Annotated in this window: 17 protein-coding genes; 10 read left to right on the top strand and 7 right to left on the bottom strand. The window is 65.1% G+C overall.

Annotated features, from left to right (window positions below):
* Position 1 precedes the first annotated feature (1 nt).
* The 3 genes from GV818_RS10460 to GV818_RS10450 form a co-directional block, all read right to left on the bottom strand.
* Positions 2 to 1,381: a DUF1329 domain-containing protein gene (locus tag GV818_RS10460; protein WP_161776491.1), complete on the bottom strand. Its 1,380-nt coding sequence runs from the start codon at positions 1,379 to 1,381 to the stop codon at positions 2 to 4.
* Positions 1,382 to 1,410: 29 nt separating this feature from the next.
* On the bottom strand, positions 1,411 to 2,964 hold the full coding sequence (locus GV818_RS10455; protein WP_161776490.1) for a DUF1302 domain-containing protein: 1,554 nt from the start codon (positions 2,962 to 2,964) through the stop codon (positions 1,411 to 1,413).
* A gap of 218 nt (positions 2,965 to 3,182) precedes the next feature.
* A complete protein-coding gene (locus GV818_RS10450) occupies positions 3,183 to 3,722 on the bottom strand; it encodes a GNAT family N-acetyltransferase (RefSeq protein WP_161776489.1) in 540 nt (179 codons plus the stop codon).
* A gap of 232 nt (positions 3,723 to 3,954) precedes the next feature.
* On the opposite strand from GV818_RS10450, the gene GV818_RS10445 reads away from it, so the two are divergent.
* From GV818_RS10445 to GV818_RS10435, 3 genes are all read left to right on the top strand, one after another.
* Positions 3,955 to 5,451 carry a helix-turn-helix transcriptional regulator gene (locus GV818_RS10445; protein WP_161776488.1) on the top strand — a complete coding sequence of 499 codons (1,497 nt, stop codon included), beginning with the start codon at positions 3,955 to 3,957 and terminating at the stop codon, positions 5,449 to 5,451.
* 135 nt (positions 5,452 to 5,586) lie between these two features.
* A complete protein-coding gene (locus GV818_RS10440; RefSeq protein WP_161776487.1) occupies positions 5,587 to 5,838 on the top strand; it encodes a CsbD family protein in 252 nt (83 codons plus the stop codon).
* Position 5,839: 1 nt separating this feature from the next.
* Positions 5,840 to 6,100, top strand: a complete 261-nt coding sequence (locus GV818_RS10435) for a DUF1652 domain-containing protein (RefSeq protein ID WP_161758180.1) — start codon at positions 5,840 to 5,842, stop codon at positions 6,098 to 6,100.
* An 81-nt stretch (positions 6,101 to 6,181) separates the two neighbouring features.
* Here GV818_RS10435 and GV818_RS10430 read toward each other — a convergent pair whose 3' ends face one another.
* Both GV818_RS10430 and GV818_RS10425 read right to left on the bottom strand, forming a co-directional pair.
* Positions 6,182 to 7,579 (bottom strand): sensor histidine kinase, encoded by a 1,398-nt coding sequence (locus tag GV818_RS10430; RefSeq protein ID WP_161758181.1) that lies wholly within the window; start codon positions 7,577 to 7,579, stop codon positions 6,182 to 6,184.
* Complete coding sequence (locus GV818_RS10425) at positions 7,557 to 8,240, bottom strand: response regulator transcription factor (RefSeq protein WP_011060869.1); 684 nt, start codon at positions 8,238 to 8,240, stop codon at positions 7,557 to 7,559. Before GV818_RS10425 ends, GV818_RS10430 begins: the two co-directional genes overlap by 23 nt.
* Before the next feature lie 181 nt (positions 8,241 to 8,421).
* Between GV818_RS10425 and GV818_RS10420 the strand changes: the two genes are divergently transcribed.
* The 6 genes from GV818_RS10420 (at position 8,422) to hcnC (ending at position 13,675) form a co-directional block, all read left to right on the top strand.
* Complete coding sequence (locus tag GV818_RS10420; protein WP_161758182.1) at positions 8,422 to 8,763, top strand: hypothetical protein; 342 nt, start codon at positions 8,422 to 8,424, stop codon at positions 8,761 to 8,763.
* Between the two features lie 38 nt (positions 8,764 to 8,801).
* Positions 8,802 to 9,239 (top strand): hypothetical protein, encoded by a 438-nt coding sequence (locus GV818_RS10415; protein WP_161758183.1) that lies wholly within the window; start codon positions 8,802 to 8,804, stop codon positions 9,237 to 9,239.
* A 139-nt stretch (positions 9,240 to 9,378) separates the two neighbouring features.
* Positions 9,379 to 10,320: a hypothetical protein gene (locus GV818_RS10410; protein WP_161758184.1), complete on the top strand. Its 942-nt coding sequence runs from the start codon at positions 9,379 to 9,381 to the stop codon at positions 10,318 to 10,320.
* A 379-nt stretch (positions 10,321 to 10,699) separates the two neighbouring features.
* Positions 10,700 to 11,017: a cyanide-forming glycine dehydrogenase subunit HcnA gene (gene hcnA / locus GV818_RS10405; protein WP_161758185.1), complete on the top strand. Its 318-nt coding sequence runs from the start codon at positions 10,700 to 10,702 to the stop codon at positions 11,015 to 11,017.
* Positions 11,014 to 12,423 carry a cyanide-forming glycine dehydrogenase subunit HcnB gene (hcnB, locus tag GV818_RS10400; protein ID WP_161758186.1) on the top strand — a complete coding sequence of 470 codons (1,410 nt, stop codon included), beginning with the start codon at positions 11,014 to 11,016 and terminating at the stop codon, positions 12,421 to 12,423. Before hcnA ends, hcnB begins: the two co-directional genes overlap by 4 nt.
* Positions 12,416 to 13,675 (top strand): cyanide-forming glycine dehydrogenase subunit HcnC, encoded by a 1,260-nt coding sequence (gene hcnC / locus GV818_RS10395; RefSeq protein WP_161758187.1) that lies wholly within the window; start codon positions 12,416 to 12,418, stop codon positions 13,673 to 13,675. The genes hcnB and hcnC overlap by 8 nt, the downstream gene beginning before the upstream one ends.
* Positions 13,676 to 13,802: 127 nt before the next feature.
* Here the strand turns inward: hcnC and GV818_RS10390 are convergent, their stop codons facing one another.
* Together GV818_RS10390 and GV818_RS10385 are read right to left on the bottom strand one after the other, a co-directional pair.
* Positions 13,803 to 14,414: a glutathione S-transferase gene (locus GV818_RS10390; protein WP_161758188.1), complete on the bottom strand. Its 612-nt coding sequence runs from the start codon at positions 14,412 to 14,414 to the stop codon at positions 13,803 to 13,805.
* A gap of 199 nt (positions 14,415 to 14,613) precedes the next feature.
* Complete coding sequence (locus GV818_RS10385) at positions 14,614 to 15,837, bottom strand: multidrug effflux MFS transporter (protein WP_161758189.1); 1,224 nt, start codon at positions 15,835 to 15,837, stop codon at positions 14,614 to 14,616.
* 107 nt (positions 15,838 to 15,944) lie between these two features.
* On the opposite strand from GV818_RS10385, the gene GV818_RS10380 reads away from it, so the two are divergent.
* Positions 15,945 to 17,414, top strand: coding sequence for a PLP-dependent aminotransferase family protein (locus GV818_RS10380; RefSeq protein ID WP_161758190.1), 1,470 nt, complete (start codon positions 15,945 to 15,947; stop codon positions 17,412 to 17,414).
* Positions 17,415 to 17,418 lie beyond the last annotated feature (4 nt).

The following is a 17,418-nucleotide window of genomic DNA, read 5'->3' as shown; positions in this document are numbered from 1 at the left end:
TTCATTTGGCGCGCTTGCGCACGGCGGCGGGGGTGAAATCACCGGCATCGTGGGCTAGGTCCGTCAGGCGGGTCGGGCCGTACTCATTGGTCAGGCGATCCACCAGATAGGCCCCGGAAATCAGGTCGTGATACACCGAAGGGCCCGCCTGATAGCTCTGGGTGTCATAGGCGTAGAAGGTGGTTTGCAGGTTGGTGCGCCAAAGGTGGTTGCGGGCGTCATAGCTGTCGGCCATGACCGCGCCCCAGGTGTCTTCGTCGATGTAGATGCGGCGTTTGGCATACACATGGCGGTTGCCGGGCTTGAGGCTGGCCTCCAGTACCCAGACCCGGTGCAACTCATAGCGCAATGCTTCGGGGTTGGGATGGCCAATGGTTTCGGTGAGCTGGGCCAGGGTGGTTGCGGGGTCGTTGATTGCATAGTTGTGGTAGGGGATGAACAGCTCGCGTTTGCCGATGATCGTCCACTGGTAGCGGTCGGTGCTGCCATTGAACATGCGGCTGTCGTCGTTGACCCGCAGGCTGTCGCTGGCGCCACTGGAGGGGTTGTCGTAGCCGACGTTGGGCGCGCGCCGCACTCGGCGGCTGCCCGGGTCGTATTGCCAGCTCTGCTGGGCGTTGGCCACCGGATTGATGAAGCTGTGGCCGAAGGTGATCTTGCCCAGCTCGCGGGCCGGCTCCAGGGTCCGGTACATGAAGTGGCCGCTGATGGCATCGCTGGCGTCTTGCCGGGGACTGTCCGGGTTGGTCCCGATGTTCAGCGTCTGGTGATGCTGAACCTGACGTGCCTGCTTGCCGTTGGCCAGGGTGACGATCAGGCTGTAGACGCCGTCCTCGCCGGGCCCCCGCCCTTGTAGGGAGTGGTTCCAGATCAGTTCATTGCCGTTTTTCGGGATCGGGAACGGCGATCCGCCCCAGGTCCCGGTGACGCCGTTGCCATCCTCGCTGAGTTGCGCGGTGCGCCCGTTTTCACGGATCTGCTGTTCGATCTTCGCACTCGGGCGCAGGTCGCGATGACTGGGATAGATGTCCATCCAGTAGCTGCGTGGATAGCGTTTGAACAGGGCGATCTGGCCGTCGCTGAGGCGGTTCTGGTACTGCTCCAGGTTCTGCGCGGTAATCCTGAACAACGGACGCTCTGCGGCGTAGGGATCGGGATACAGCGAGCCGCTGCCGGCGAACTGCACATGGGGCGGAGTGCCGCGCCACTTGCCGGACCAGGCGGGAATGCTGCCGTCGGCGTTACCGGCACGTTCCGCGCCGACGGGGGTGAGATCCTGATCGAGGCGCGCCAGCTCGGCCTCGCTGAGCGCGGCCTGGGCCAAGGGCACACCGAGCAGGGCGGCGAGCACAAAGGCAGGGAATTGCGTTTGGCAGGACATGGAATGTTCTCCGGTTGTCTGGGCGAGGCTCAGAAGCTGTACTTGGCGTTCAGGGCGATGTGGTCGCGATCGCTCTGGTTGTTGTACCGGGGGCTGCCCAGGTAGGCGTTGTAGACGGCCTCCAGGGAGAGGTTTCCGAGGTACTCCAGGGTGCCCCCCAGGGACAGCCGGTTCTTGCCCTGGGTGTAGCTGCCCAGAGAGGAATTGCCGTTCACCCCCTGGTTGAAGGACAGCGGGATGGTCAGGTCCCAGCCGGGCATGATCTCGATGTAGCGCGAACTGGCGCGCAAGGTGTAACCCCAGGCCGAGCGATCGTTCCACAGCTTGTCACTGGGGGCGCGCCGGGGCAGGTAGGCACTGTCGTTGCTCAAGACGCGGTTGTAGCCGACCTCCCCATTGAGGGTGAAGTTGTCGGAAAAGGGCGTCTGGCCGAAGCCGTGGGTCATCGACAGCAGTGCCTGGCCGGTCCTGCCACGGGCAGTGTGGCGGGCGCCGCCGAGGTCGATCGCCAGGGGCAGGCGATCCTGGATGCTGATCTCGCCGTTGAGGTTGGTGTCGACCACCACCGTGGCGAAGCTTGCGCCATACAGTTCGATGTTCTCGAAGTAGCGCGCCTGGTAGCTGCCGCGGCGGCTGAGGTTGTCCACCACCGGTGTCTTGCTGTGATAGCGCAGGCGGTAGAGGCCGAACTCGGTGTTGTTCAGGCTTTGGGCGACATAGCGCAGGGCCAGGCCGAACTGCCCGCTGTCGCGGGGTTCGTCATCTTTCAAGCGCAGCAGTTGACCGGTGGAGTTGCTGTAGCCGCCCCTGTCGAGGAGGTCGGTGGTGGAAAAGTAGCTGCCGACCGCGCTGAGCCGGCTCTTCTTCCACTCGTACTGGTAGTAGAGCTGCAGGTCGAGCGCGTCGGTGAGGCTGTAGGAGGCGAACAGCTGGCCGGTGGGCAGGGTCCGCTCCTTGACTTCGACCCCGGGCACGTTGGATTTGCTGGCGTCAAACGGGCTCATGGTCGAGGCAATGCCGTTGCCGTTGTAGACGCTCTCGCCCCAGTAGACCACCTGGCGCCCGAGGCGCAGGTTGAAGGGCCGGTCAGCGACCTGCCAACTGCCATACAGGTAGTTGTCGAGCATTTCCACGGCACCGCCGTGAGCGTCGCGGGTGGGCCTGGAAAACTGGTCGGGGCGCGAGCATTGCCCGGCGGCATAGCAGTTCGAAGTGCCGGTGTGGTTGGCATTGCGCCGCTGGTAGACATCGTCGTAGTAGGCGCTGGCACGCACGAACAGGCCGAAGTCCCGGCGAAAGTTAAAGTCGGCGTCGCTGACCAGGCCCAGGCGATGAGTGATCAGGCTGCCCCGATCGAAGGCGTTGTTGCCATCGTTGCCGTTGGCATTGTTGCGCCCGCTCAGGGCATGGGCCGGCTTGGCCGTGCGCCATGCCAGGCCATAGGAGACGACGTTGCTGTTCTGCACTTTGAGGTCGTCGCCGATTTCGAAGACCAGGGCGGCCAGCGGGGAACTGAACAGGACCAGGGAACCGGGAATTGCGAGCAAGGCGGAGCGCGCGTAAGGCGTTGTTGTTTTTTTCATTGCTGCCTCTGAATGTCTGTTTTTGCGTCGAGCTACCGTAGAGTTGTGGAAGGGGGGAGAGGGACTATCGGAAATGCAGCGGGGGCTGGACATCGTCTATTCGGACTAGTCGCTGTGTTGCTGGCACTGCAGGTTCAGGCCGCTGGGGGCTGAACGCGCAGGGTTCTGGAGGGAGGGGACGACGGAGCAGACGCTGCCCCTGGGCGGGATCTCGAGCGTCAGGCCGGGCGTTCGCCGGTGCGCGGCAGGTCGCAGGCCATCACCCACATGCCGATTTGCTCCATGTCGGTGCTGAACGGCACTTCGCCGATCTGCCGCAGGCCGGCACTTTCATAAAAGCGCCGGGCACCGGTGTTGCTCTTGAGCACGTCCAGCCACAGGCACGACTCACCAGCCGCACTGGCCCGTTGCAGCACATGTTCCAGCAGGCGCCGGCCATAGCCTTTGCCGGCCTGGGACTTGAGCAGGTAGATCTTCTGCAGTTCGGCGCCGGGGAGGCCGCTGCCCGGCGTCGGCCGGTGCCAGTTGAGCTTGGCAAAACCCAACGGTTGCTGTTGCGTGTCCAGGGCCAGCAGCCAAAGGTGTTGGTCGCGGGCCTCCAGGGAGTTGCGCAGGGCCTCATCGGAGAAGTCCTGGGCGAGAAACTGGCGCAGCCCTTCGGCACTCCAGATCGAGGCGAAGTGCTCGCGGTAGGTGGCTTCGCCAATGGCCTGGAGGGCCTCGATATCATCGTTTCCGGCTTCACGCAGAGTGATCATCTTCCGCTCCTTGAAGGCCGCCCGGGGCGGCACCTGGTTGGGGTCCAGTGGCTGGCGCCAGACCCTGGCCCGGCAGCTTAACCCGGCCCGGTGAGGGGCTCCAGTGATCAGTGGTGCGAGGGCAGTCGCAGCGCAGGGCACGATGGCGACGCCTCGCGGTCGTAGTTTTAGCCCCCCTTAAATCCGCAGTGCTGGCCCCCGCACCAGCCTTGCAGGCCCTGATGGAGACGCCATGAGCCAGGCCGTACTCGCTTCCGAAACCAATCGACGCCAACTGCAGCAGATCATCTCCGGGCTGTCCGACGGGGTGATCCTGCTGGAAACCGACAAGACCCTGCTCTGGGCCAACGATGCGGCGCTGGCCATGCACGGGGTCAGTGAAGTCAGCCAACTGGGCACCGATGTTCGCCAATACGCCCGGCGCTATGCCTTGCGCTACCGCAACAATCACCCGCTGGCCCTGGACAGCTACCCCATCAACCGGGTCGCTGCCGGCGAAACCTTCAGCGATGTGGTGGTGGAGGTCCGGGCCGAGATCGACGGTGAAGCTCGGCACTGGGTCCATCGGGTGCGCAGCATGATCCTGCGTGACAGCCAGGGTGCGGCGGAGTCGCTGGTGCTGATCCTCAGCGATGCCACCGACTGGGCCAGCGCCGAGCAGCGCTTCGAGAAAACCTTCAATGCCAATCCGGCGCCCGCGGTGATCTGCCGCCTCAGTGACCTGCGCTACATCAAGGTCAACCAGGGCTTCCTGGAGATGACCGGCCACGCCCGTGACCAGGTGATCGGCCGCTCGGTGTACGAACTGGATGTACTGGAGCATGCCGAGCAGCGCGACCTGGCCATCGAACGCCTGAACCAGGGGGCAACCATCCCGCAGATGCAGGCCGAACTGCGCTTGCCCGACGGTGGCAGCAAGCTGGTGGTGGTCGCCGGCCAGCCCCTGGATATCAGTGATGAAGACTGCATGCTGTTTTCCTTCATGGACCTGGAACCGCGGCGCAAGGCCGAAATGGCCCTGCGCCAGAGCGAGGAACGCTTTGCCAAGTCCTTCCGCCTGACGCCGGTGCCAACCCTGTTGTGCAGCGCCGAGCACCAGCAGATCGTCGACGTCAACGAAGCGTTCCTCAATACCTGTGGTTACGCCAGCGAGGAACTGCTGGGCAAGACCGTGCAGGCGATTGGTTTCATCGAGGAGCCCGAGGCCGGCGAGCGCTTGTTCGGCCGCCTGGAAAAACACGGCAGCCTTGAGGCCCAGGACCTCAAGGTGCGCAAGAAGGGCGCGGAGGTCATCGATTGTGTGGTGTCTGCCGATACCGTGAGCATCGAGGGCAGTCCCTGCTACCTGCTGGTGTTGATGAACATCACCGAGCGCAAGCGTTCGGAGCTGGAGTTGGTGACGGCGATCGAGGAGGTGATGCGTGACGCTTCGTGGTTCAGCCAGACCCTGATCGAAAAGCTCGCCAATGTCCGCAGCGCCAAGTCGGTGGCGACACCAGGGGCTTGTTCTGCCGACCTGACTGCCCGCGAGCGCGAAGTGCTTGGGCTGATCTGTCAGGGGCTGGCGGACAAGGAAATTGCGGCACAGTTGCAGCTGGCCCTGAGCACGGTGCGCAACCATGTGGCCACGCTGTATTCCAAGCTGGCGGTGCACAGTCGCGCCGAGGCCATTGTCTGGGCCCGCGAGCGCGGGCTGTTTGCCGGTGTGCAGCGCGTTCGCAAGCGTTGAACCAGTGCAAACGCACTAGCTGGACCAGTACAAATGGCGCTTCTGCGCCGCGTGGCGATTTCTTAGGCTGTGAGCATCCGGGGGGGCGAAGCATCCCCTCGGATTTTTTGATCCCACAGCGGAAGGAAAGCCAAGATGCGTAGCGAACAGATCAAGGGTGCCGTGGACAAGGTGGCCGGCAAGGCCCAGGACAGCCTGGGCGAGTGGCTGGACGATCCGCAAATGCAGGCCCAAGGCCTGGCCCGGGAGGCCACTGGCGAGCTCCAGGAACGTTATGGCCAGACCCTCGACCAGGCGGCGCGTCTGCTGCGGGAGAAACCCTGGCTGAGTGTGGCGTTGCTGGCGGGCGCCGGCCTGTTGGCGGGTCTGCTGCGGCGGCGGCGCTGAGGTGCCGGCAGTGATCACCCAGGCGCAATTGCGCGTCTGCATCGAACAGCGCCTGGCGCCCCTGGCCTGCAGCTTCAGCAACGCCGGCGACGGCACCCTGACCCTGCGAGTGTTCGAACCCGAGAGCGGCCGGGTCGACCTGGTGGTCACCGGCCTGAGTGCCAAGGCGCTGCAGAGCGAGGCCGACGTGTTGACGATGATCGACGAGCTGCTCTACGAACTGGACAGCAACTCCCTCAGACAGATCGAACTGGCGCCCTGAACGGCGCCGGGTGTCGCGGGATGGCGCAGCCGCCGGCCCTGCCTGTCTCTGCCCAGCCCGGGGCCGCGCTGACCGGGCCCCTCAGCTTTTTTCGACGATCAGGCTCGGCCGACAGTCCAGGCTCAGGCGCGCGCCGCCGCGTTCGCTGGTACCCACTTCAAGTTTGAAACCGTGCAGGCTGACAATCGCCGCGACGATCGACAGGCCCAGGCCAAAACCGCCCTGGGCATCGTTCTCATCCACCCGGTAGAAACGCCGGAACACTGCCGCCCGTTCTGCTGCGGGAATGCCTGGGCCGGAGTCCAGCACTTCCAGGCGTGAGCTGCCGTCGTCATCGATACCCCGCAGGATCACTTCGCCTCCCACTGGGGTGAACTTGATCGAATTGCTCAGCAGGTTGGCCAGGGCCTCGAACAGCAAGGCGCGGTCGCCGATGAGGCGGGGCAGGCTTGGCGGCACATCCAGTACCAGGCTCAGTTGGCCTTCCTCGGCCAGCGGCAGGTAGAAGTCGTGCAGTTCTTGCAACAACGGCAGCGGGTCGAGCTCGAGGAAGCCCGAGCGCCGCTGCTGGTCTTCCAGTTCGGAGATCCGCAGCAGCCCGCGAAAACGCGCCATCAGGGTGTCGGCTTCGGCCAGCAGTTGGTCCATCTGCAGGGCCTGGGGCGAGCCTTCCTCGGCCTGTTGTTGCAGGCGGTAGAGTTGCGCTCGCAGGCGGGTCAGCGGGGTGCGCAGGTCGTGGGCGATGTTGTCGCACACGCCCTTGACCTCGTGCATCAGCCGCTCGATGCGCTCGAGCATGGCGTTGACGATGGCCGCCAGCATGTCCAGTTCGTCACGCCGGTTAGACAGCGGCAGGCGCCGGGTCAGGTCGCCGGCGACGATGGCTTCGGCACTGTCCTGGATCTGCCGGATGCGCCGCAATGGCCGGCGCCGCAGCAGGTGCCAGCCGGCGGCCCCGGGAATGATGGTCAGGGAGATGCCCCAGAGCAGCGCGTGGAGGATGATCCGGGTCACCGCGAACAGCGAGCCGTTGTCGCGCACCAGCACCAGCCAGCGGCCGTCGCGGGTGTGGGTGGCCACGGCGTCGCAGCTGTACCGAGGCAGGTTCGGGTCTTCGGAGTCGATGCAGTTCTTCAGTTCGTGGATCTTGCCGTCCAGGGGCAGGTCGTCGGGGATCTGCCGGATCGGCCCGCTCAGCGGCCGGCGCTGTTCGTCGAACAGGCCGTAGGCGTCGATGGCGCGCATGTCGAAGGTCATGCTGGTGGTCAGTGCCTCCACCAGCTGGTCGCCCTCGAAGCGCGCGAACAGGTGCTGGCGCTGCATCAGCGAGTGCTTGGCCAGGCTGTCCAGGTAGGTGGAAACCTCGTAGTACAGCACCCCCATGAGGATGCAGCTCCAGGCCACGAACAGTGAACTGTAGAGGGCCAGCAGGCGGCTGCTGGAGGAGCGCCAGCCTTTAGAGGGGTTCAGCAATGACATAACCCGAGCCTCGCACGGTGCGGATCAACGGGGTCATGCCGGGCGGGTCGATCTTCTTGCGCAGGCGGCCGATGTGCACGTCGATCAGGTTGGTGCCCGGGTCGAAGTGATAACCCCAGACCTCCTCGAAGATCATCATCCGCGAGAGGATCTGCCCGGTGTTGCGCATCAGGAATTCCAGCAGTTTGTATTCGGTGGGCAGCAGGCTCAGCAGTTGATCGGCGCGGGTCGCCTCGCGGCTGATCAGGTTCAGTTCCAGGTCCGCGACCCGCAGGCTGGTGTCGAAATCCTTGACCGTGTTCTTGCGCCGCAGCAGCACCTCGACCCGGGCCGCCATCTCGTCGGAGGCAAACGGCTTGGTCAGGTAGTCGTCGCCACCGGCCCGCAGGCCGCGCACCCGCTCATCGACGTCGGAGAGGGCGCTGATCATCAGGATCGGCGTCGATACACCGATGGTGCGCAGGGTGGTGACGATGGCCAGGCCGTCCAGCTCCGGCAGCATGCGGTCCAGGGTGATCAGGTCGTAGTCGCCGCTCACGGCGCGCACCAGGCCCTCGCGGCCATTGTCCACCCAGTCCACGTCGAGGCCGTGGCTGCTCAGTTCGGCGACGATTTCCCGGGCGGTCACAGCGTCGTCTTCGATGGTCAGAATGCGGGTCATAGGCGTTACCTGTTTAGCGGTTCGTGACACAGGCGGGCATTTTGCCAAGAAACCGCCGCCGGGTTTCTAAAAAAACTTTCATCTGCGCCGCCGGGGCCCCGTCGGGACCTGGAACACGCCCATCCCAGGGGCCGCGTTGCCTGATATTATCGCGCCACTTTTGTTGCCAGGAGGCACATCCATGGGGAGCCTGTCCCGGGTCGGCTGGAAGCCATTGTCCTTTCTCTGCCTGATGGCACTGTGCAGCGATGCAGTGCTGGCGGCCAACCAACCCTGTTCCGGGCGCAAGGGCGGCATCGCCCGCTGCGACGGCGAGCTGTTCCTGTGCAACGACGGTTCCATCAGTGCCTCGAAAAAGAATTGCGCGCTGATGCTGGGCCCGCGTTCCAGCCCTCCGCGGGCCGAGCCCCTGCTGCGCGATGCCCAGGGCTGCATCTGCGGCAGCGGCAGTTTCTGCACCGGGCCCCGGGGCGGGGTGTACTGCCTGCCCCCCGGTGGCAATAAAAGCTACAAGCGGCATTGAAATCCCGATTGACCTTCTGTGTATCAAGGTGTTGTGCAATGAACTACGCATCACGTTTCAAAGGCCTGCTGTGGCTGTTGGTGGGCAGCCTGCTGCTGAGCCTCGCCGTGGATCTGGCGCTGCGCCTGCCGGGCTATCTGCAGGCCTATGCTGACGATCCCCGCTATGCGCGCTGGATGCTGGGGTATCGGGGGCTGGACATCTTGGTGATCGGCCTGATGGCGCTGATAGTGCCGGGCATCATGCGGCTCCTGGATTTTCGCCGTGCGGCCTGGCTGGCATTGCCGCTCTTTACCTTGTGGGGGCAGGGCATCGCGCAATTGACCCTGGCGGGCAACCTGCTGCTGGCGCTGTGGATCCTGGTGCTGGTGCTGCAATGGTGCTGGACCCGAGGCCGGGAGCTCTACCAGGGTCGGCGGGCCTGCGCGCCGGGCGGGCCGTGCAGAACGCCCGCCAGAAAACTCCCGGGCCGGTAAGTTGCACGATCAGGGATTATCTGTTTATCGCAACCCATTGAAATACAAGCGCTTATAAAGTTCGTGCAACTGGCACGGTGGCTGCACTTGTCCCTTCGAGACGTGTAACACCACTTTTCATGCCTGGAGCCGAACAACAATGAACAGACCCTCTGAACACCTGCTGGCCCCCGCGGATGCCTCGAGTCATCACTCGGGCGTGTCCTGGGCGGCGATCTTCGCCGGCGCGGCGGCGGCGGCCGCACTCTCGCTGATCCTCCTGCTGCTGGGCTTCGGCCTCGGCTTCTCCGCGGTTTCGCCCTGGGCCGGCAGCGGCATCAGCGCCAAGGGCCTGGGTATTTCCAGCATTGTCTGGCTGGCCGTGACGCAGATCATCGCCGCGGGCCTTGGCGGCTACATCGCCGGGCGCCTGCGGGTGAAGTGGGCCAACCTGCATGGCGATGAAGTGTATTTCCGCGACACCGCCCACGGCTTCCTCGCCTGGGCCGTGGCCACCCTGGTCACCGCGACCCTGGTGCTGGGCTCGGTCAGCAGCGTCATCAGCGGCGGCGTGCAGGCCGGCGCACAGGTGGCTTCCGGTGCCGCCAGCGCCATGACCCAGGTGGCCGGCCATGCTGCCAGCCAGGGCTCCCAGGACGACTACGGCTATTTCGTCGACAGCCTGTTCCGCGACGATCGCCCGGCGGTAGTCAGCGATGATGCGGCCCGGGGCACGGTGTCGCGGATCTTCGTGCGCACCCTGGGCAACGATGGCCAGCTTGCCCCTGAAGACCGCAGCTACCTGGCGCAACGGGTGGCCCAGCGCACCAACCTCAGCCAGGCCGACGCCGAACGCCGGGTCGACGAGGTGTTCACCAAAGCCCGCCAGACCGTGGAGGAGGCCAAGCAGGCCGCCAAGGAAGCTGCCGACACCGCGGCCAAGGTGGCTGCCTGGTCGTCACTGTGGATGTTTGTCGCGCTGCTGTGCGGGGCCTTTTTCGCCAGCCTGGCGGCGACCTTTGGCGGCCGCCGCCGGGACGCCGTGGTCTGGCTTGAAAGCGAGGTTCAGCCGCGCACCATTGCCCCCACCCCCGTTCACTGATCCAGGAGATTTCCCATGCGCTCATTACTCTTGTGGTTCCTCGGCGTGCCGATCCCGGTGATTATCCTGATCGCCCTGTTCGTGCACTAAGCGTCATCCTCAACGCGGGCTGACCGTTGTTCCTGCGCCGCTGCCGACCTCTGTCGGTCGCGGCTTCTTTGCACCCTGGGTCTCACTTTGGCACTCCGGCAGCAGCACTCGGGGGGGGCTGCACAGCGGTTTGCTTGGCCCAGATCAATGTTCGTCTGCGAAATAGCGACTAGATTGGCCCGCGCTCGGTCCCGACAGCTTTGGACCGGGGTGTTGTCGTATCCCGGCTGCAGGACCTCAAGCGGCAGGATGCCGGCAACCCCATTTACTTTTCACGGATGAACCCGCAATGCGTCAGATAGACCGCAACTTCGATATCCAGCCGCTGCAGCATGCGGACATGACCATCAGCCTCAACGGCCAATCGGTCACTGCCGCCCTGGGTGAAACAGTCCTCAGCGTGATCCAGGCCACCGGCCAGCGCCAAGTGGCACTCAATGACCACGGGCAACTGGTGGGGGCCTACTGCGGCATGGGGGTGTGCCATTGCTGTCTGGTGCAGATCGACGGCCGTCACAAGCGCCGTGCTTGCCAGACCCTGGTCAAGCCGGGCATGCAGGTGCAGACCCTGAGTAACCGCATCAGCGAGCCGGAGTCCAGCCTATGAGCCTCAATCCGGTGATTGTCGGGGGCGGGCCTGCGGGCATGGCTGCAGCCATCGAACTGGCCGCGCACGGCGTGCGCAGCACCCTGCTTGAAGAAGCCTCGCGCCTGGGCGGCGTGGTCTTTCGCGGTCCGTTGCGCGACGGCGTGCAACTGGACTACCTGGGGCCGCGCTACTGCGAGATGCTGGCCAAGCTGCACGGTGAGTTCGGCGACCACGAACAGTTGATCGAAGTGCGCCTCAACAGCCGGGTGATCGGCGCCGAGGGCAATCACGGCCTGGTGCTGCTGGACGCCGATGAACAGGTGCAGCAGGTGCCTTACTCGCAATTGCTGCTGGCGGCCGGTTGCCATGAGCGCAGCGTGCCGTTTCCCGGTTGGACCCTGCCCGGGGTCACGTTGCTCGGTGGCCTGCAGTTGCAGATCAAGAGCGGGGTGGTCAAGCCTCTAGGGCCGGTGGTGATCACCGGTACCGGTCCGTTGCTGCCGTTGGTGGCATGCCAACTGCACGCCTCGGGCGTGCGCGTCGCCGGGGTCTATGAGGCCAGCGCCCTGGGCAAGATCGCCAAGCAGAGCCTGGCCCTGCTGAACAAGCCGCAGCTGTTTCTCGACGGTCTGAGCATGCTGGCCTATCTCAAGCTCCACAGCATCACTCTGCGTTATGGCTGGGGCGTGGTCGAAGCCCAGGGCCAGGACGCCTTGAACGTGGTCACCGTGGCCCCGTATTCCAGCGACTGGCAGCCGGACATGGCCCAGGCCCAGCGTATCGCCGCGCAGACTCTGGCGGTGGGCTATGGCTTTATTCCCCGGACCCAGTTGAGCCAGCAGATGGGCCTGGATCACGGTTTCAGCGAGGACGGCTACCTGCGGGCCAACGCCAATGCCTGGCAGCAGAGCAGCGAGCCGCACGTTCACCTGGCCGGCGACATGGGCGGGATTCGCGGCGGTGAAGCGGCAATGCTCAGCGGCCGTATCGCCGCCTTGTCGATCCTCATGCAGCGCGATGTGCTGAGCAATGAGGAGGCCTTGCAACGGCGCCAGGGCTATGAGCGCAAGCTGGCTTCGATTCTGCGCTTTCGTGGTGCAGTGAACCGCTATACCGAGCGCGGCACTGGGCAGATCGACCTGCCCAAGGGCGACACGGTGATCTGCCGCTGTGAACACACCACCCGCAACGATATCGAACGTGCCCTGGCCCAGGGCGTGCAGGACATGGCCAGCCTGAAAATGCGCACCCGGGTGAGCATGGGCGACTGCCAGGGGCGGATGTGCGTGGGCTACTGCAGCGACCGCCTGCGCCAGGCCACCGGGCGCCAGGACGTGGGCTGGATACGCCCGCGCTTCCCCCTCGATCCGATTCCGTTTTCGGCTTTTCCGTCGTCCGACCAGGAGGTCTCTCAGCATGACTAAGCACTATGACGTGGTGATCGCCGGCGGCGGTGTGATCGGGGCGTCCTGCGCCTATCAGTTGTCCAAGCGCAAGGACCTCAAGGTGGCGTTGATCGACGCCAAGCGTCCAGGCAATGCCAGCCGCGCCTCGGCCGGCGGCCTGTGGGCCATCGGTGAGTCGGTGGGCCTGGGCTGCGGGGTGATCTTCTTCCGGATGATGTCGGCCAACCGCAAGCGCGAGGCCCAGGGTTCGGCAGTGCTGGTGGATTCCTCCACGCCACATATCCTGCCGCAGTCATTCTTCGACTTCGCCTTGCAGTCCAACGAGCTCTATCCGCGCCTGCACCGCGAGCTGGTGGGCATGCACGGCATGGATTTCAAGTTCGAGGAGACTGGGCTGAAGTTCGTCATTTATGACGAGGAAGACCGCCTGTATGCCGAGCATATTGTTGGCTGCATCCCGCACTTGGCGGATCAGGTGCGCTGGCTCGACCAAGCGGCCCTGCGCGCCTCTGAACCGACCATCACCCACGAAGCCAAGGGTGCCCTGGAGTTCCTCTGCGACCACCAGGTCAACCCCTTCCGCCTCACCGACGCCTACACCGAAGGCGCACGGCAGAACGGCGTGGATGTGTACTTCAACACCAACGTCACCGGGGTCCTGCACCAGGGCAACCGGGTCAGTGGGGTGACGACCGACGTCGCCGGGCTGTTCCACTGCTCGACCCTGATCAATGCCGCCGGGGCCTGGGCCGCCGAACTGAGCCTGCAGGCCACGGGCATCGAGATTCCGGTGAAGCCGGTGAAGGGCCAGATCCTCCTGACCGAGCGCATGCCCAAGCTGCTCAACGGCTGCCTGACCACCAGCGACTGCTACATGGCGCAGAAGGACAATGGCGAGATCCTGATCGGCAGCACCACCGAGGACAAAGGGTTTGACGTCAGCACCACCTACCCGGAGATCAACGGTCTGGTACAGGGCGCGGTGCGCTGCATTCCCGAACTGGCCAACGTCAACCTCAAGCGTTGCTGGGCCGGGTTGCGCCCGGGCTCGCCGGACGAGTTGCCGATCCTTGGGCCGATGGACGGGGTCGAGGGTTACCTCAATGCCTGCGGGCACTTCCGCACCGGCATCCTGACCTCGGCGATCACCGGGGTGCTGCTGGACAAGCTGGTGAACGACGAAGCCCTGCCGCTGGATATCACCCCGTTCCTGGCTCGGCGCTTTGCCGCGGTCCCGGAGAAGAAGGCCAAGCAGGCACTTCCCGCCTGATTGCCCTGCGCAGGTGCTGGCTTGCGGGCGAAGACCACCATGAGGGCGATGTAAAGCCTGTGGGCCTCTTCGCCGGCAAGCCGGCTCCTGCGTTTCGGGGTAGCGGCTGACCCCTCGCTACAACGGCTCAGGTGGCCGGGGTGTCGAGGAACACCGGCAACTGCTCGGCGTATTCGGCAAAGTCCCGCACTGCCGGGAATTGCCCGGGGCTGAACTGATCCGCAACCATCATCTGGCTGAAGCTCCAGGCCACCGCCAGGCTGATTGCGGCCTGGCCCAGGGAGCCATCCCGGGGCAATGGGCGTTTGCGCAACTCCTCCTCCAACTCGGCATAAGCCGCCTGCAACTGGCCGCCGACCCGCTCCAGCCAGGGGCCGTGCTGCTTTTCGGCAGGGCGCAGGTTTCTTTCGTAGACGATCTGTACCGCTTTCTCGCAGGCTGCCAGGGCCAGGCCGATCAGCCGCAACTCATGCAGGCGTTCCGGCACGGTTTTCGGCATCAGGCTCTTGGCCGGTCCGGCCAGGGTTTCCAGGTAATCGAGGATCAGGCTCGAATCCATCAGCACTTCACCGTCTGCGCAGACCAGGCTCGGCGCCTTGACCACCGGGTTGATCGCCTTGAACTGCTCGAAGGTGCTGAACACCGAGAGCGAGTGGTGCTCGAACGGCAGGTCCAGGCATTTGAGGCTGATGGCGACGCGGCGCACGTAGGGTGAGTCGAGCATTCCAATAAGCTTCATCAAGTGTTTCCTTGTCTTGAGCGGCGAAAGGGCGGGGGCGGCTAATGTAGCGGCATTGGATTTCTCTTGAACAGTGCCCAGTCGCGCTGTCGCCAGGTTTTGTGTGGCCGCAGTGGCAGGCCGGGTAACGGACCGCAGGGCCTTCGCGGTTCTCGACTGCGGCGTCCGCCTTGAGGGCGATGGCCGCCGCTGCCAACGGCTATCGGGATCGAGGCCCCAGGCACCACCAGGCCAGGCCCAGGGCCACACTGAACAGGCCGGTCAAGGCGCCCAGGGAACCGGCAAAGCTGTCCGCCCACAGACTCGCCAGCAGCCCACAAGCGGCGCTCATGGCCATCTGGATGAAGAAAAACAAGCCGGAGGCGCTGCCCGCTACTGCCGCATAGGGTTGCAGGATCGCCAGTTGGCAGGCGGGAATCGCCAGGCCCACCGAAATCATGATCGGCATCATCGGCAACACGATCGCCAGCAGGCTCTGAGGCCACAGGTTGCTGCTGATCAACAGCAGGCCCGAGCCTGCCAGGTTCAGCAGCGTGGCGCGGGCGATCAGGCGGTCGGCGCTGTGGCGGACCGCCAGGCGCTGGAACAACCGCGAGCCCAGTAGGTAACCCGCCACGGTGGCGGCGAACACCAGGGCGTAGGCCGTCGAGGACAGCCCCAGGCTGCGCTGCAGCAGGGCCGGCGATTGCAGGATAAAGGGGAAATAGGTGCAGTACAGGCAGCCAATGGCCAGCGAATAACGCATGAAGTAGGGCGTTTGCAGCAACCGCAGATACAACCGCGGCAGGCTTTCGGCATTGGGCTCGGCGCGGCGCGGTGGGCGGGTTTCTGCAAGCTTAAGCAGCATCAGCAACCACACCCCGGTGGCGATCAGGCTGAGGCTCAGGAACATTCCACGCCAACCCAGCAGGTTGTCGATCAGGCTGCCCAGCAGCGGCGCCAGCATCGGCGACAGGGCGATGCCCATGGACAACAGGCCCAGCACCCGCGCCTGTTCCTGGGGCTCGCAGCGGTCGCGGACCATGACCCGGCCGATCAGGGTGCCGCAGCAGCCACCCAGGGCCTGCAGCAGCCGTGCGGCCATCAGCACTTCGACGCTGCTGGCGAGCATGCACGCCAGGCTGGCAATCAGGTACAGCGCCATGCCCGCCAATAGCACCGGGCGCCGTCCATAGCGGTCGCAGAGAGGGCCGCCGAGCAGCATCGACAGGGCATAACCAAGCATGTAGAGGCTCAGGGTCAGTTGCAGTTGGCTATCGCTGGCCCCCAGCTCATCGGCCATGGCCGGTAGCGCTGGCAGGTACAGGTCGATGCTGATGCGTGGCAGGCAGACCAGCACCAGCAGCAGGAACGTCCAGAGCCAGGGCGCCAGGGCTTGTGGTGGCGCGGTGGCGGTGGGCGCGGTGTTGGCAATCGAATTCATGACGGGCTCTTGGCGATAAGGGGCGGAGAAAAACCGCATGGACGTGAAATTAAAGGCTCTATGGTTTAATGCCGAGCACCATTTAGGCCGCTATTGACTGGACCACTATGAGCCGTGGAAAACACCCCGTGCCGCTGGATCTGCCGCTCCCGCAAACCACCGCTGAGGGCCTGAGCAAGCAGGACAGCGCCTACAGCGCCCTGCGCCAGGCGATCCTCGAGAAACGCTTGCCGGCCGGTTGCCGCCTGCCGTCGACGCGGACCCTGGCCCAGCGCTGGTCGATGTCCCGGGGGACCCTGGAAGTGGTCTTCGATCGCTTGCGCAGCGAAGGTTACGTCAGCCGGCTTTGCGGCTCCGGGACCCAGGTTTGCGCGGTGGTGCCGGACCTCTATCTGAGTCCCCCGGCACGGGCGTTGGTGCGGCCCGAGCGTGTCGACAGTCTTCAGTCCCAGCCGTTTGCCGTGCGCGCCGGCCAGCCATTTGTTGCTCGGCTCGCCGACCCGGCACTGTTTCCCCTGCAGCGCTGGGCCCGCGCGCTGACCCGGGCCCTGGCGAATGCCCCGGCGCAATTGCTTTGCGACCCGGACCCCGGTGGCCTGCCAGCCCTGCGCCAGCAGATCGCCGAGTACCTGGGGCAGCACCGCGGCATTGCCTGTGATCCGCGCCAGGTAATGGTCACCACGGGCATTCGCCACGGTCTCGACCTGCTGGCCCGCAGCCTGCTGCAACCTGGCGACAAGGTGTGCATCGAAGACCCCGGCTATCAATCGGCCAAGGGGCTGTTTGCCTTGGCCGGGGCGCGTCTGGTGCCGATCCCGGTGCAGGAGGAGGGCATCGATGTGCAGTGCCTGCAGCGTCACCGCGATGCGCGCATGGTCTACGTGACCCCGGCCCATCAGGCCCCCCTGGGCATGACCATGCCGGTGTCCCGGCGCCTGGCCCTGTTGGACTGGGCGCGACGTAGCGAGGCCTGGGTGGTGGAGGACGACTACGACAGTGAATTCAACTACCAGGGCGCGCCGCTGGCGGCCCTCAAGTCCCTGGACCGGGAGGACCGGGTGATCTACTGCGGCAGCTTCAACAAGACCCTGTTCGCCGGTTTGCGGGTGGGCTTCATGCTGGTGCCCGAGGCCCTGCGCCCACGGCTGCTGGCCACCTTGCAGAGCACCGGGCGTTCGGTGGGGGTGATCGAGCAGGTGGCCCTGGCCGACTACATTGCCAGCGGTGCCTTCCTGCGTTACCTGCGTGCGGCCCGCCAGGCCTATCAGGAGCGCCGTGACCAGTTGCTGGCGATTTTGCAGCGCGAAGCGCCGGGCTGTTACACCGTCAGCGGCCAGCAGGCCGGATTGCATCTGCTCCTGGAGTTGCCGCCGGGCAGCGATGAGGCGCGGTTTTGCCAAGCCGCCGCGCAAGCCGGATTGTTCCTGCAGGGGGTGGCCGAGAGTTGTCAGCAGGTGCGCCGGCCCCCGGCGGTGATCATTGGTTATGCGGCCCTGAGCCTGGCGCAGATCCGCTTCAGCGGTTCGCGACTGGCGGCCTTGCTGGTGGCCGAGGCGCAAGGCCGGGATGAGGGTTGATTGT

The organism is Pseudomonas sp. Fl4BN1, assembly GCF_009908285.1.
Taxonomy (GTDB): Bacteria; Pseudomonadota; Gammaproteobacteria; order Pseudomonadales; family Pseudomonadaceae; genus Aquipseudomonas.
This window is presented reverse-complemented; position numbering and strand designations above follow the sequence as displayed.

Coding starts and splice junctions, on each gene's coding strand:
- GV818_RS10460 (WP_161776491.1), bottom strand. CDS start 1,381: ATGTCCTGCCAAACGCAATTCCCTGCCTTTGTGCTCGCCGCCCTGCTC.
- GV818_RS10455 (WP_161776490.1), bottom strand. CDS start 2,964: ATGAAAAAAACAACAACGCCTTACGCGCGCTCCGCCTTGCTCGCAATT.
- GV818_RS10450 (WP_161776489.1), bottom strand. CDS start 3,722: ATGATCACTCTGCGTGAAGCCGGAAACGATGATATCGAGGCCCTCCAG.
- GV818_RS10445 (WP_161776488.1), top strand. CDS start 3,955: ATGAGCCAGGCCGTACTCGCTTCCGAAACCAATCGACGCCAACTGCAG.
- GV818_RS10440 (WP_161776487.1), top strand. CDS start 5,587: ATGCGTAGCGAACAGATCAAGGGTGCCGTGGACAAGGTGGCCGGCAAG.
- GV818_RS10430 (WP_161758181.1), bottom strand. CDS start 7,579: ATGTCATTGCTGAACCCCTCTAAAGGCTGGCGCTCCTCCAGCAGCCGC.
- GV818_RS10425 (WP_011060869.1), bottom strand. CDS start 8,240: ATGACCCGCATTCTGACCATCGAAGACGACGCTGTGACCGCCCGGGAA.
- GV818_RS10420 (WP_161758182.1), top strand. CDS start 8,422: ATGGGGAGCCTGTCCCGGGTCGGCTGGAAGCCATTGTCCTTTCTCTGC.
- GV818_RS10415 (WP_161758183.1), top strand. CDS start 8,802: ATGAACTACGCATCACGTTTCAAAGGCCTGCTGTGGCTGTTGGTGGGC.
- GV818_RS10410 (WP_161758184.1), top strand. CDS start 9,379: ATGAACAGACCCTCTGAACACCTGCTGGCCCCCGCGGATGCCTCGAGT.
- hcnA (WP_161758185.1), top strand. CDS start 10,700: ATGCGTCAGATAGACCGCAACTTCGATATCCAGCCGCTGCAGCATGCG.
- hcnB (WP_161758186.1), top strand. CDS start 11,014: ATGAGCCTCAATCCGGTGATTGTCGGGGGCGGGCCTGCGGGCATGGCT.
- hcnC (WP_161758187.1), top strand. CDS start 12,416: ATGACTAAGCACTATGACGTGGTGATCGCCGGCGGCGGTGTGATCGGG.
- GV818_RS10390 (WP_161758188.1), bottom strand. CDS start 14,414: ATGAAGCTTATTGGAATGCTCGACTCACCCTACGTGCGCCGCGTCGCC.
- GV818_RS10385 (WP_161758189.1), bottom strand. CDS start 15,837: ATGAATTCGATTGCCAACACCGCGCCCACCGCCACCGCGCCACCACAA.
- GV818_RS10380 (WP_161758190.1), top strand. CDS start 15,945: ATGAGCCGTGGAAAACACCCCGTGCCGCTGGATCTGCCGCTCCCGCAA.